The organism is Corynebacterium sp. MSK158 (assembly GCF_030229085.1).
Lineage (GTDB): Bacteria > Actinomycetota > Actinomycetes > Mycobacteriales > Mycobacteriaceae > Corynebacterium.
In genome coordinates this window covers 62,590-76,320 of the sequence record NZ_JASPHJ010000001.1, presented here as the reverse complement: position 1 = coordinate 76,320, position 13,731 = coordinate 62,590, and the positions used below count along the sequence as shown (strand labels likewise).

At 56.8% G+C, this 13,731-nt stretch carries 9 protein-coding genes and 3 tRNA genes; 7 read left to right on the top strand and 5 right to left on the bottom strand.

All coding sequences use genetic code 11. The annotated features are described in order from the left end of the window. The first annotated feature begins 15 nt into the window (after nt 1-15). The 4 genes from gltX to QP915_RS00335 all read left to right on the top strand — a co-directional run bounded on the left by gltX (nt 16) and on the right by QP915_RS00335 (nt 2,662). The gene (gltX, locus tag QP915_RS00350) at nt 16-1,509 is read left to right on the top strand and encodes a glutamate--tRNA ligase (RefSeq protein WP_284767748.1); all 1,494 of its coding nucleotides are present in this window, start codon (nt 16-18) and stop codon (nt 1,507-1,509) included. Nucleotides 1,510-1,748: 239 nt separating this feature from the next. Beyond that, nucleotides 1,749-1,820, top strand: a tRNA-Gln gene (locus tag QP915_RS00345). 39 nt (nt 1,821-1,859) lie between these two features. Further along, a tRNA-Glu gene (locus tag QP915_RS00340) sits at nt 1,860-1,932 on the top strand. Nucleotides 1,933-2,586: 654 nt separating this feature from the next. Continuing rightward, nucleotides 2,587-2,662, top strand: a tRNA-Glu gene (locus QP915_RS00335). 425 nt (nt 2,663-3,087) lie between these two features. On the opposite strand, the gene QP915_RS00330 is transcribed toward QP915_RS00335, so the two are convergent. The 4 genes from QP915_RS00330 to QP915_RS00315 all read right to left on the bottom strand — a co-directional run bounded on the left by QP915_RS00330 (nt 3,088) and on the right by QP915_RS00315 (nt 9,327). Next, on the bottom strand, nt 3,088-5,295 hold the full coding sequence (locus QP915_RS00330) for a YhgE/Pip domain-containing protein (RefSeq protein WP_239279384.1): 2,208 nt from the start codon (nt 5,293-5,295) through the stop codon (nt 3,088-3,090). 3 nt (nt 5,296-5,298) lie between these two features. After that, complete coding sequence (locus QP915_RS00325; protein WP_239279383.1) at nt 5,299-7,950, bottom strand: YhgE/Pip domain-containing protein; 2,652 nt, start codon at nt 7,948-7,950, stop codon at nt 5,299-5,301. Nucleotides 7,951-8,168: 218 nt separating this feature from the next. Further along, on the bottom strand, nt 8,169-8,462 hold the full coding sequence (locus QP915_RS00320) for a hypothetical protein (RefSeq protein ID WP_234447205.1): 294 nt from the start codon (nt 8,460-8,462) through the stop codon (nt 8,169-8,171). A gap of 181 nt (nt 8,463-8,643) precedes the next feature. After that, nucleotides 8,644-9,327 carry an IclR family transcriptional regulator gene (locus QP915_RS00315; RefSeq protein WP_284767399.1) on the bottom strand — a complete coding sequence of 228 codons (684 nt, stop codon included), beginning with the start codon at nt 9,325-9,327 and terminating at the stop codon, nt 8,644-8,646. 52 nt (nt 9,328-9,379) lie between these two features. Between QP915_RS00315 and leuC the strand changes: the two genes are divergently transcribed. The 3 genes from leuC (at nt 9,380) to QP915_RS00300 (ending at nt 12,510) form a co-directional block, all read left to right on the top strand. Continuing rightward, entirely contained in the window at nt 9,380-10,801 is a 1,422-nt protein-coding gene (gene leuC / locus QP915_RS00310; RefSeq protein WP_284767397.1) for a 3-isopropylmalate dehydratase large subunit, read from the top strand. A 21-nt stretch (nt 10,802-10,822) separates the two neighbouring features. Next, nucleotides 10,823-11,413: a 3-isopropylmalate dehydratase small subunit gene (leuD, locus tag QP915_RS00305; RefSeq protein ID WP_284767396.1), complete on the top strand. Its 591-nt coding sequence runs from the start codon at nt 10,823-10,825 to the stop codon at nt 11,411-11,413. 200 nt (nt 11,414-11,613) lie between these two features. After that, complete coding sequence (locus tag QP915_RS00300; protein ID WP_284767394.1) at nt 11,614-12,510, top strand: hypothetical protein; 897 nt, start codon at nt 11,614-11,616, stop codon at nt 12,508-12,510. 104 nt (nt 12,511-12,614) lie between these two features. Here QP915_RS00300 and QP915_RS00295 read toward each other — a convergent pair whose 3' ends face one another. Further along, complete coding sequence (locus QP915_RS00295; protein WP_284767392.1) at nt 12,615-13,613, bottom strand: NUDIX hydrolase; 999 nt, start codon at nt 13,611-13,613, stop codon at nt 12,615-12,617. Nucleotides 13,614-13,731: the final 118 nt, after the last annotated feature.

Here is a 13,731-nt window from a genome sequence, read left to right as displayed (position 1 = left end):
GCGACCTCCACTACGATGGTGGGCATGACTGAAGTACGCGTTAGATTCTGTCCGTCCCCAACCGGTACGCCGCACGTAGGCATGGTGCGCACCGCGTTGTTCAACTGGGCCTACGCCCGCCATACCGGCGGCAAGCTGGTATTCCGCATCGAAGACACCGATGCCGCCCGTGACTCTGAGGAGTCCTACCAGGCCATCATTGATTCCCTGACCTGGCTTGGCCTGGGCTGGGATGAAGGCATCAATGTTGGCGGCCCGCACGAGCCTTACCGTCAGTCCCAGCGCATGGACATCTACAAAGAGGTCCTAGACAAGCTTATCGACGGCGGATTTGTCTACCCGGCATACTCCACCGCCGAAGAGGTGGAGGAGCGCCACAAGGCTGCTGGCCGTGACCCGAAGCTGGGCTATGACAACTTTGACCGCGATCTCACCCAGGAGCAGATCGACGCTTTCGAGGCTGAGGGCCGCAAACCGGTTTGGCGCCTGCGCATGCCGGAGCAGGATTGGACCTGGACCGACCTGGTGCGCGGGGAGATGACCTTCAAGTCGGAGACCCAGCCGGACTATGTGGTGGCTCGCTCCAATGGTGCGCCCCTCTACACCCTCGTTAACCCCGTAGATGACGCCCTGATGCGTATCACCCACGTGTTGCGTGGTGAGGACCTGCTTTCTTCTACTCCGCGTCAGCTCGCACTTTACGACGCCCTTAAGAAGATCGGCGTTGCCGAGTTCACCCCAGAGTTTGGCCACCTGCCCTTTGTGATGGGCGAGGGCAATAAGAAACTATCTAAGCGCGACCCGCAGTCCAACCTTTTTAATCACCGCGATAACGGCATCATTCCTGAGGGCATGCTCAATTACCTGTCCCTGCTGGGCTGGTCGCTGTCCGCGGACCAGGACATCTTCAGCATGGATGACTTGGTAGAAAACTTCGACGTCCACGACGTGCTGGGTAACCCCGCGCGCTTTGACCAGAAGAAGCTCGAGGCCATCAACGCGGACCACATCCGCCAGCTGGACCCAGAAGAGTTTGCCTTCCGTCTGCGTAACTACTTGACCGAGTACACGGACTTCCCGGCCGACTATGACGGCGAGAAGTTCGCCTTCGCTGCAGACCTTGTCCAAACCCGTATCAAGACTCTGTCTGATGCCTATGGCCTCATGAGCTTTTTGGTGACCCCGGATGCCGAACTAAAGCTCGATGAGAAGGCGGCGAAGAAGAATCTCAAGGAAGAGGCCATTCAGCCGCTCGAGGTGGGTATTGAGACCCTCGAGGGTATTGCGGAGTGGAAGACTGAGAATATTGAGGCGGCACTATCCAAGGCGCTTATCGAAGACCTTGAACTGAAGCCCCGTAAGGCCTATGGCGCACTGCGCGTGGCTATTTCCGGCGCCCAGGTTTCCCCACCGCTCTTTGAGTCCATGGAGCTGCTGGGCAAGGAGTCCACCCTGGCCCGCCTTCGTGCGGCGCGTGAAGTGACTCCCTACGTGCCGGCAGCACAGTAGGAGGAGTGCCTCCAGCAAGGCGGCGATAGATATCTAACCCCGCCCTTCGATGCGGTGAATGACAGCTGAACTACAGCGCTGTCATTCGCCGCATTTTTATTAACCATTCTACTGGCCTGAAAATGCGTTGTGTGCTGGCGATTTGGCAGTTTACGCGATGATCATTATAGTTATTACACGTTGCAGCGAGCAAGGGAGAACGGCCGAAAGGTAGTAAGCTTCCAACGCAAGTTAGCAAATGGCCTATGGTGTAATTGGCAACACAGCGGTTTCTGGTACCGCCATTCTAGGTTCGAGTCCTGGTAGGCCAGCAGTGAAAATGCTTTAAATGGCAGGCTCACTAGTTCTACGCCCCGTTCGTCTAGCGGCCTAGGACGCCGGCCTCTCACGCCGGTAACACGGGTTCAAATCCCGTACGGGGTACAAAGACCTCCAGCCCAAAGGCTGGAGGATTTTTCATATCCGGGGCAATGTCTTTTTCCAGCGTCAGTCTGGGGCGCGACCACGACGCGAACAAAACTGGTTATAACCTACCCCCAGACCATTAACCTTATCTGCGCAGGCCGCAGCCTGCTGCCAATGAAACCAGGGTTAAGACCACCGCGAAGTTGTGCAAAACCCTTCCTGTCCTGCACATGCAGGCATACACTGCAAGTACAGCAGAAAACAAACAGAAAGGAGAGCGGGTGACAGAAAGCGAAACGCACCACAGCCAAGGCGCACAGCCCGAAAGCACAGCCAGGTAGTAACGCTATAATCCACAACTTCCTTCCCACCAACGTTTGTACGAAGTATAGGAGCCTGCAGCATATGCACTTCGACGCACAGCGCCATCCCGAGTCCTACTAGCACAGCGTTCTCGGCCACGGACTATCCACAGATTGCCTGCGGAATAACCACTGATTCGATCCGCACCTCGGCCACGAAGAACCCTCACTGCAGTACCGGACTCGGGAATTTTTGCGTTTTCCTTCGCCTGCCCCCAAAACCGTTCTTGACCGCGCGATTTGTGCTGAATTAACCCATCGTTTACTCTTAACAAGTCCGCAACGCACAGTGTGCGATTGCTGCGAACGCGCCCCGTTCGTCTAGCGGCCTAGGACGCCGGCCTCTCACGCCGGTAACACGGGTTCAAATCCCGTACGGGGTACCAACGGATAGCTGCGAGCCAGATGGCTCGCAGCTTTTTCTTTACCTAAGACCTGTGCGGTCTAGCGACATGTAGGGGAGGCCTCGAGGGTTAAGGGCTAACCGTCCTGCCCACGGGACGGTTTGGGAGCCGAGGTAAAGCGGGGCGCAGACTCCCGTAGCGGTCTTTTAGTAGGGACTCAGGTGGGCCGTAAGTGACTACGTGCCCGATAGCTGCGTTCGAGGGAATCCCTTAAGAAGGAGGCTAGAACTAGCCGATAGGAAGGGTATCCGAGTCCCTTTAGTGGATGCATATGCGGCTTTCTCGGCCCCTTCTAGGTCTTTGGGGCACTAGCGTGGGACCCGACGATGAAAGAAGCCCACCAAGCCGTGAAAAGGGCTTGGTGGGCGGTGTAGGAAGTGCGGAAGGGGAGACGTCGCCCAGCGCGGCTACGCCATGACCTTCGTCTTCTTAATCGCCTTCTTGAGGCGCTTGTGATAGGCATCCATAGCGCGGCGGAGAATGAGGCCGACGATGAGTGCGGGGATGGTAAATAACAGTAGCATGCCCAACTCGCGCCATATATCGCCGTGGTAGATGCCCGCAATGGCGCTGCGGAAAGCATCAATAGCGTACGTCGCTGGCAGCCACGGGCTCACGTTCTGGAACCACTCAGGCAGCAGGGGCAGCGGGTACGCGCCGCCGGAGCCAGAGACTTGTATCACGAGCAACAACACCGCCAAGGCCTTGCCGGCACTATCGAGTGTGATGACAAGTGAATAGATGATCAACATAAACACCAGGGAGACTATCCATGCGGCGAACATGAGCATGAATGGGTGCGCGGGCTCGATCTGGACGAAGAAGATAAGGCTGAGAACCACCAAGGTGGCCTGCGCGAGGCCAACTAGGCCGAGTGTGGCAAAGCGACCGAAGAACGCTTGACCACGGGTGAATTCGCTCTCGTCGTAATTGCCGTTCTCGTCCTTGCGCAAGTATTTACGCTCGGCGTTGGTATGCACCAGCACGCATGCCAGAAGGGCCCCTACCCACAGCGACAAAGCGAGGTAGAACGGCGTCATACCCACGCCAAAGGCAGCGACAGGGTAGACCGGCTGGCGGTCTACAGCCACGGGAGCGGCAATGCGGGAGGCGAGCAGTTCTGGATCGTTGCCGACGATATCCGCTAGCTTGTCTAAATCGCCGCCACGGCGCACCTCGTCGATTTTTCGGCCCATGTCAGCAAAACGGCCGCTTTGCTCCCGCAGGGTGCTGGCAAGGCTGGCGGTGGTATCGCGGGCGCGCGCCAGGCTTTGCTGTGGCGACCCCTCCTTCTGGGAGACCGAAGAGCGAATGCCTGCGATGTCCTGCTTGACAGCATCAATATCGTCCGCGACCACCGAGACGCTCTGGTTGAGCTGGTCTAGCTGCGGCTTGAGGTTCTCGTTATAGGAATTGCGTGCCTTTTCAGCAGCCTGCTTGGCATTGGCGATGGCACCCTTGGTGCGCTGTCGGGAGTCTTGGGACGTGCCACGGCCTTGCTCAAGGTCATCGGCGGTAGATACCAGCGAATCATGCAGCGCGTTGCTCTGCGCAATGGAGGCATCAATCTGGCCCATCATCGCCTTATATCCACCCGCGACTGGAGCTGGTAGAGCTACCTTATCGGCTTGGTCCTTGAGGGAAGCGCGAACTCCCTCAAAGGCCTTTGTCTGCTCGTCTACACGCTCAGCTGCGGTGCGGTAGGTCTGCGCCGTTTGTGCGCTGGTGGTGCTTGCATTATCGAGCAACTCATCAACCTGGGCAGAGAGCGCATCGTAGCTTTGCGTTGTAGCCGCCAAGGAAGCGTCGAGTGAGCCAGCCGAGTCATTGAGGGTAGAGCGCAGAACGTCGATGGGGTTTTCGCCTTGGTCATTGTCGGTCTCCGTAGCCTGGCGGCCAGCCTCGGCGAGGATATTGTCCGCAGCCTGCGTAAGCGGCAGGGTGGAGTCGACCAGATTGCTTAGTGCACCTACGGTGCCAGCCGCAGCATCGAGGCGAGTGCTGACGTTATTGACGCGGTTGTGCAGGTTATTGAGTGCAGTCTGGGTATCGTCCTCATTAAGGTATTTATCAAAATCCGAGACGACGCCAAGGCCGACATTGGATACCACGCGGGTGAAGGACTCGTTGATTTTCTGGATGACGCCGTCCGCACTCTTTTGCGTGATGATGGTAGACAGCGCATTCTTCTTCTCATTGGTATAGAGGTTGAGCTTGCTTGGCTCGGTTCCTTCTACATAAAACGTGAGCAAATCCGCGCTGAAGTCCTTGGGCAGAACAATGCCGGCATAGTATTCGCCAGACTTCGTTCCTTCGACGGCATCGGCGCTATCAGTAATGACCCAATCGATATCTTGATTGCGGCTGAGCTGTGAGAGCACCTTATCGCCCAAATTCAGTTTCAGGGAGGCGAGGTCGCTTTCGTGGCCTTCATCCTCGCTGGCCACAGCGATCTTGAGTTGGTCGGTATTAGAAAAGGGATCCCAGCTGGCCAACACGTTGAAGGAGGTGAAAAGCAACGGGATGATGGCAAGGCCAAAGATGATGACCGCGGTCATTACATTGGTGCGAATGGCGTGGAGGTCATCGCGGAGAATGGTCAGGATGTTTTTCATGACTTACTCGCCTCCCTTTCCGGAGCCATCGCCATCAACGGCGGGCATTTCCTTGGTCTCGCTGGCATTAGAAAATGTGGATTCCTCGTCTAAGTCCTCTAGGAGGTAGCGGTTTGGGTGTTCCTGTCGGTGCTCGAGGTGCTCCTGGATTTCCTCATCACTGAGATCCGCCAGGCGGCTATCGTGCGCGATGCTCTGCTTGACGTACTCAAGGGAGCAGATAACGCCCACCGCAATGAGCGTCACCAGGCAGGCCAGGCCGAAGATGATGGCCTTTTCTTCAGGGTTAATGCGTGAGTAGATGCCCAAAGCGACGACTAACGCTAGGCCTACCGCGACGGTAATCTTCATCAGCTGGGAGTAATTCCTGCGGGCCATGCTCCACTTATCCTCCAAGCTTTGTTGGTACGCCTCGCGGTCATTCAAGGCATAGAGGAGGTCGGTAAAGCGGTACCGGCTGCCGACCAGGTGGACCTGCTCATTGATAACGAGACCGCCCTTATGCAGTTCGTCATTGACCAGCATGTTGACGTTGGACAGGCCGCGGCGCATCACAGTACCGATGAGGTAAGCGATCGCGGCCATGCCGATGAGCGCGGCAAGGTCGCGCGCATAGTGGTTGCCGTAGAAACCACCGACGGTCTCGCGCATGGCATCGATGCCGTAGGTAAAGGGCAGGAATGGATGCACCGCGCGGAAGAAGTCCGGCGTCATCTCAATGGGGTAGAGGCCGGATGCGCCCGGAATCTGGATGAAGGCGAAGACCACCGCGATGCCGCGGCCTACGTGTCCAAACGTAGAAACCAAGCTATAGGTAATGCTCAGGTAGCACAGGCCCACGATGACCGCGGTAGCGACGTAGGCCAATGCATTGGCATGTTCAACACCAATGGCCAGGTTGCCGATGGACACGATGAGTGCCTGGGCAATGGCAAAGAAGGAAAGCAAAAGGAAGCGGGCAAGGTAAGCCTTGGTAATGGTGAGGTCCTTGCGGCCCTGCGGGTCTACCTCAGCACGGAAGATGATGAGCAGCATGAACGCGCCGATCCACAGCGTGAGGTTGATAAAGAGCGAGGACATGCCGGAACCATAGTGCTTTACAGGGAATACGGCGTGGCTTTCCATCTCCGCAGGGGAGGCAAGGAAGGAAGACACCTCATCGGTGTTAAGGCCCTTGACAGACTGCAAAATGGAATTGTTATTGGCAGTATTGCTCAGCGCAATCACGTCGCTGCGGGAGGCACGAAGCCCCTCCTCAATACCGTCGAGGTCCACAGAAAAACGCTCAACTACTTGCTGGGCCTGGCTTAGCTGCTCGTCGACGCCGCCCAAGAGCCCATCGGTTTGCCCGACCAGTGCCTGCTGGCTTTCGAGTGAGGCGGATAGCTTGCCGGTGGTAGCGGTGACGGCGGAAAGCGCAGCGTTGAGCTTGGGTAGGCCTTCGGCTACATTATCGCGCAGCGCGTGGGAATCATCGCGCGTTTGGGCGGCCATCTTTTCCAACATGCCCGTGGTCTTATTGAGCGAATCGATGGTGTCGTTCGTATCGCCGTTGAGAGTATCTAAGTCACCGAGAACGGCCTTATTTTGGTCATTGCGTTCGCGGAGTTCTCCTACCTGATCCTTAATCTGTTGGGAAACCTGCGGGGGCAGGGCCGGTGAAGCCGCAAGCTTATCGAGCTGATCGATAGCCCGATCAGCTTCACCGACGATTCCAGACGCGCCAGCGGATGCGGCAGCAACGCGGTTGAGGGCGCCGCGCAGTTTGCCGGAGACCGAGCCCACGGTGGCATTGGCGGAGGCGGTGCCGTCCGCCATAGCGGTCGTGCCTTCTACGTAGGCAGCGGTGGCATCGTCCGAGAAAGAAGTGACTTCCCGCTGGACCTCTGCGGTTATAGCGTTCAGCTCATCCAAGGCGGTCTGGGCATCGTCGAGGGTCTTTTGCACCGTGCCCAAAGACTCGCGGGCTTGCGCGATAGTTGGGCGCGCATCCTCGATGGTGGAATGCACGTCAGCAAGTTGGCTGCGGGAGTTAGCTACCGTATCTGCGGTCTCTGAAAAAGAATCCGCGGTCTTGCTTGCGGTACTGTTAATCTTCTGGCTCAAATCGCCACCGGAGTTCTTTAGCTCCGTAGCCACCGAATCCGCTACCTGCTCCTTGAAGGTCGAGCTGATGGTGGTGTCTAGTGTCGAAGCGCCAGTATCAGTAATCTTCGGTGCAATGGCGTTGAGCTTCTCATTGACGTGATATTCCAGCGTGGGCTGAGAATAGGTACCTTTAAAAAGGTTCACGAAATCGGCCGAGAAGTCTTCGGGGACAATCACCGAGGCGAAGACGTCACCCTTCTTAACGGCGTCTTCGGCTTCCTGCCTGTCCATGAACTGCCAGCCCAGCTCGTCATTGTCATGCAGCTTGTCAATCATCTGCCCGCCAACGTCTAAGTGGCCAGTCATCTCCGAGGATGCGCCTTTGTCCTCATTAACTACGGCGACCTTGAGGTGTTCTGTGTTTCCGTATGGGTCCCAGAAACCGGAGATGTTTACCCAAGAATACAGGGCTGGGGTGATCATCAAACCAATGAGGATCACCCAGACCTGCGGGGTCCGCCACAAGCGGACAAAATCTTGAAGAAAAATCTTCCAACTAGTAATCACTCGAAAAACCGTAGCACCCAACCGGAAAGAACTAATAGTCTGACTGTCATTTTAAACAGAAATGAGAGAGCGCGTCCCGCCGAGCTTGCAGATATGTTTCTGGTGTGAATTTCGGGGAGGATTTCAGCAGTAGGGGGTGGGCATAGAGAAGGCCGCCTGGGCCCACAGTTGAAGGGGTCCAGGCGGCAAGCGGTATGGGGCTATGCCTCGATAAGCGCTTAGTGCTCGTCGTAGTGATCGCCGTGGGCGGCGTGGCGGTGGCCGTCGTGCAGGTAGTCCACGTGGTCGCCGTGCGGGATCGCTACGTGGCCGCAGCCTTCACCATGGGTGTGGTCGGCGTGCGCCTCGGCTTCAACGTGCTCGGTGGTCTCGCACTCGTCCCAGTGGCCATCATGCTCACGGTGAATGTGGCCTTCGTGGAGGTAGTCGGTGTGGTCGCCGTGTGGGAAGGAAACGTGGCCGCAATCGGCGCCATGGGTGTGGGTATGGTCTTCGTGGGTGGTGTGGGTCATGATGTCTGATCCTCTCTGGTGGGGGAAGCCCCGTTGTTTTCAGTGTGTTTTCATTAAACCGCATTTTCATTTCGGTTTCAATAGGCGTGGGCGCGTTTCTTTGATTTTTCTGGTTTGGGAAATAAAAGGGCCCGCCTCCTTGGGGTAGGTGGAGGCGGGCGTCGTAAAGCTAGGGAGGATCTTAAAGGAGATTGCTCAATTCGCGTGCGGCAGAAGTGAGAATGTCGGCGTATTTTTGGGCCGGGGAAGGTTGGAAGCGCTCGGCAGATCCGGAAATCGACAATACTGCGAGGAAAGTGCCGGAACCATCGAAAACCGGCGCGGAGATGGAGGCTAAGCCGGCTTCGCGTTCCTCAATGGACTCGGAATAACCTTGGTTTCTGGCCGCCTCAATGTCTTCTTGGGTAAACGAGGCGTCGTCGGTATTGATGTCTACATATGCGGCAATGATGCGTGCGGCAGAGCCGGAGCTAAGCGGTAGCTGGCGCCCGACTGGCACGACGTTGTGGAGGCCGGATTCCGGCTCCTTAGTGGCAATGCAGGTGCGGGTATTTCCAGTGACTTTGTAGAGCTGGATGGATTCTCCGGTGTGTTCGCGCAGTTTCTCCATGATTGGTCCCGCTGCCTCGAGGAGGTGATCGCGGTTGCCGGGAAGGGCAGGGCCGGCCTTCCACTTTCCATCGGGGGTGCGAACGAGGATGCGGTGTGCCTCGAGCGCGGTGGCCAATCTATGTGCCGTCGCCCGAGGTAGCCCCGTGGTTTCGCATAATTCATTGAGGGTGGAGGGGTGGTTGGCGGCGGCCATCATAATGGCCATTGCTCGATCCAACACCTTAATTCCGGAAACTGCGCTATACTCTCCCATACAATGAAATCTACGTCCCAACTTATGAGATTTCAAGTGTGGAGAGATGTTTATGAACCAGAAGCTGACATTGGCAGAAAAAGTGTGGCGCGATCACGTCGTCCAACACGGCGATGCTGGGGCACCAGACCTCATCTTTATTGACTTTCAGCTACTACATGAAGTTACCAGTCCGCAGGCATTTGATGGCCTGCGGCTGGCCGGCCGCACGTTGCGTCACCCTGAGCTGCACTTGGCTACCGAAGACCATAACGTTCCCACGCAAGGCATCAAGACCGGAAACCTCTTGGAAATCAAGGATGAGGTTTCACGCACCCAGGTATCGACCCTGCGCAAGAACTGCGAGGAATTTGGAGTGCGCTTGCACTCGATGGGTGATGCCCAGCAGGGCATCGTGCACACGGTTGGCCCGCAGCTGGGAATCACCCAGCCAGGTATGACGATCGTGTGTGGCGACTCGCATACTTCCACGCACGGCGCCTTTGGATCTATCGCCATGGGTATTGGCACCTCTGAGGTAGAACACGTCATGGCTACGCAGACGCTTTCTTTAAAGCCATTCAAGACCATGGCTATTGAGGTGACTGGCGAGCTGCAAGAGGGGGTATCTGCCAAGGACCTCATTTTGGCCATTATCGCCAAAATCGGTACCGGTGGCGGGCAAGGCCACATCATTGAATACCGCGGTGAGGCCATTCGCAAGATGTCCATGGAAGCGCGTATGACGATGTGCAATATGTCTATTGAGGCAGGGGCCCGCGCTGGGATGGTCGCTCCCGATGAGACGACTTTCGAGTATGTCAAGGGGCGCGAGTTCGCTCCCACAGGAGCAGACTGGGATGCTGCAGTTGAGTATTGGAAGACGCTTCCCACGGACGAAGGCGCAGAATTCGATACCGTCGTGGAAATTGATGGCTCCTCGCTGACCCCATTCGTTACCTGGGGAACCAATCCTGGGCAGGGCCTTCCGTTAGGGGAGAAGGTCCCAGATCCGGAAGACTGTGGTGACGATAATGAAAAGGCCACTGTGGAAAAGGCCTTGCAGTATATGGACCTGCAGCCAGGTACTCCACTGCGTGATATCAAGATCGATACCGTCTTCGTCGGGTCCTGTACCAATGCCCGCATCGAAGACCTGCGCGCTGCAGCCGACGTGGTCAAGGGACGCACCATCGCTGCCGATACGCGGATGATGGTCGTGCCGTCCTCCACCCTGGTCAAGGCCCAAGCGGAGGAGGAAGGCCTCGACGAAGTCTTCCGAGAGTTCGGCGCGGAGTGGCGTACCGCCGGCTGCTCGATGTGCTTGGGTATGAACCCAGATCAATTGGCTCCGGGCGAGCGATCCGCCTCCACCTCCAACCGCAACTTCGAGGGCCGTCAAGGTCCTGGTGGGCGCACGCACCTTGTCTCCCCGCAGGTGGCTGCCGCAACTGCCGTGACCGGCTACCTGTCTAGCCCTGCAGACCTGGATTAAGCGCTTAGAAAGGCATTGACAATGGAGAAATTTATTACCCATACGGGAACGGGCGTGCCCCTGCGCGCTTCCAATGTGGATACTGATCAGATCATCCCCGCGCGCTACTTGAAGTCGGTTAAGCGGACCGGTTTTTCTGAAGGCCTATTTTCCAATTGGCGCTCCGATGACAACTTTGTGCTCAACCAGGCGCAATTCAAGGATGGCTCGGTGCTTTTTGCGGGTAGTGATTTTGGCACCGGCTCCTCCCGTGAGCACGCAGTATGGGCGTTGAGTGAATACGGTTTCCGCGCGGTATTTTCTTCCCGCTTTGCTGATATTTTCCGCGGCAATGCTGGAAAATCCGGACTGCTTACTGGGTTGATGGAGCAAGAAGATATCGAGCTCATCTGGAAGCAGCTCGAATCTGGAGAAACTCAGGTCACCGTGGACCTGGAGGCTCGAACGGTCACGGTAGGAGAAAATACTTACCGTTTCGATATTGATGACTACACCCGTTGGCGGTTGATGGAAGGGCTGGATGACATCGGCATTACCCTCCGCAATGAAAATGCAATCGCTGCGTACGAATCGCGCCGCCCCAGCTTCAAGCCCGCTGTTCACGCTCAATAGCAGAAAAGTCGATGGCGATCGGCGGGCCGGCGGTGCCCCTACAGTCCTGCTAGGCGAAAAGGCTGTCGGGGGTGCTGTGCGTTCATACGTGAACCTCAAGCTTTCGCCTTGGGGTAAATGGGGGTACAACTCGGTAACGTATAGATAACAATTGCTTGCTCCAGTTTCCCGCAACAAAGTATCCCCCTAGCTTTAGATTTATGAGCAATCCCTATTCGAATAATGATTCCTTCAATTCAGGAAACAACGGGGCAGAGTATCCCGGAGCCAGCCATGAGTCTGCATCTTATGGACACGATGCGAATGGCCAGCCTGGCTACAGCCAACAGCACAATAGTCAACAGCAGTTTGGCCAGCAGCAATACGGCCAGCCCGGATACGCCGGAAGCCCATATCCGGGAGACGATTCCCTGTTTGGCCGAGATGTAGATGCTATTCAGATCATCGGCGATAGCTTCCGCTACTTCGGCCGCAATTGGGCGCAGTGGATTTTTGGCCCACTGGTGCAGATCGTAATTGTCTCCATTCTCTATTTGCTGTTGACCCTCGTCCTAGCAGGCAGCGGTACATCCATTGATGCCCTAGCCAATAGTGGCTCGGGTTCCGATGCCGCACTTACTGGTGGGTTAATTGCGGTAATGTTCTTAGCTATTATCGCCATGTTCCTAGTGTTTATTTGGTCCATTAGCACCTGGTACAAGGCTGCTAATAAACAGGTTGATACCGGGATGCTGGAGATAAAGGACTTTCTGAGCTTTAAAAATGTCGCCGGTCTCATGGCGGTGAATGTGCTTTCGTGGCTGGTTATTTCCCTGGGCTTCGTTCTCCTGATTATTCCGGGACTCTTCGCCGCCTTCTTCTTTACTTGGATGCCGGCTGTTAAGGCCGTACGTCCTGAGCTATCCGTTGGCGAGACCTTTGGGGCTTCCATCGAGGTAGCGAAGAAGAATGTCGGAGTGACCATCTTGGTAGTCGTCCTGAGTGCCGTCCTGTACGCAGTGTTGAGCTTTACCCTAGTCGGCATGTTTGTGTACCCAGCACTGAATACCCTCATTTTGGTCCTCTTCGTCCGTCGCACGCTCGGCTTGCGCGGTTAGAAAACCCCGCAGCCGCACGATAGTTGCGCAAATAAGGCCCTGCTCGTCCACCGCATGAGATGGAAGGCAGGGCCTTAATTGTTGGTCGGCGAGGAACCAGAAAACTAGCGCACCGGCAGTGGGCTAGCCAGGTAATCGGCACCGGTGAGCTCGCCATTGTTGAAAGACAAGACCCACACAGAAGCCTTCTTAAACTTCAGCTTGTCCACCGGCTTTTTCAGGAACTTTGGGGCGAGGTCTTCAATGATGCCAGGAATGGTGGCGCCTTGGCTGACGATGACGGGCACCCCGCCTTCGTTGACCACGCGGCGGAAAGCTTTCTTGGCTGCTTCTGGGTCGTTCTCCCAGGCCTCGTCGCCAAAGTTTTTGTTGATGGAAATGTCCTTGCCTAGTTCGTCGGCAAGCGGGGCAGCAGTCTGCTGGCAGCGTTGGGGCAAGGCCGAGTAAATGGCGGTGGGGTGGAAGGCACTCAGCATTGGCACCAGCATCTCTGCTTGGCGGCGGCCCTTTTTATCCAGTGGGCGAAGGTTGTCATCGCCTTCCCAGCTACCGCTGTCATGCGCGCGTGCGTGGCGCACATAGAGCACGCGGGTAGCGGGCGCGATGCGTAGGCGCTTAGCCGCCTTGGCCACTACCGCGGTATCAACGTCGTAGGACAGGAGGTCCTGCGCCTCGTCGATGGGCAGCCACCGTAGCTCATCGGTTTCACTATTGGCGGAATAGGTTCCGCCCAGGTACTTGGCTACCCAGTAGTAGACCACCTTAGTGCGGCCCTGGACTGGGTACGTTACCTTGCCGATGAGCTTGCCTAGCCGGACGCTGAATCCGGTCTCTTCCAGGATTTCCCTGGCTGCGGTGGTAGGAAGAGACTCGCCGGGATCCACCTTGCCCTTGGGCAGGGACCAATCATCGTAATGGGGGCGGTGGATGAGCGCGATTTCTGGGTCCTGCGGGGACCCGCGCCAGATTACGGCGCCGGCGGCAAGGGTAGTGCGGTGGAATTCCTTGGCAGGGTCCACCGGGATTTCCTGATGGCGGCCGGAGATAAATTCCTCGTGCTGTTGATCCTTGTCGGTTTCGTGCATCTTTTTAATATTGGGCATCGTCTGCCTCCACGGGCCTTTCCACAGTAATCGGGTATATAAGAACAACGTCTAAGCGCCCATTGTCCCACGGGTAAGGCGCGTTGTGCATCCTCGCCCCACGGGGGTCAGGCATGCT

Bases quoted from the DNA above. Each gene is read 5' to 3' on its own strand.
- gltX (WP_284767748.1), top strand. From the start codon at position 16: ATGGTGGGCATGACTGAAGTACGCGTTAGATTCTGTCCGTCCCCAACC.
- QP915_RS00330 (WP_239279384.1), bottom strand. From the start codon at position 5,295: ATGAAAAACATCCTGACCATTCTCCGCGATGACCTCCACGCCATTCGC.
- QP915_RS00320 (WP_234447205.1), bottom strand. From the start codon at position 8,462: ATGACCCACACCACCCACGAAGACCATACCCACACCCATGGCGCCGAT.
- leuD (WP_284767396.1), top strand. From the start codon at position 10,823: ATGGAGAAATTTATTACCCATACGGGAACGGGCGTGCCCCTGCGCGCT.
- QP915_RS00295 (WP_284767392.1), bottom strand. From the start codon at position 13,613: ATGCCCAATATTAAAAAGATGCACGAAACCGACAAGGATCAACAGCAC.
- leuC (WP_284767397.1), top strand. From the start codon at position 9,380: ATGAACCAGAAGCTGACATTGGCAGAAAAAGTGTGGCGCGATCACGTC.
- QP915_RS00315 (WP_284767399.1), bottom strand. From the start codon at position 9,327: ATGGGAGAGTATAGCGCAGTTTCCGGAATTAAGGTGTTGGATCGAGCA.
- QP915_RS00300 (WP_284767394.1), top strand. From the start codon at position 11,614: ATGAGCAATCCCTATTCGAATAATGATTCCTTCAATTCAGGAAACAAC.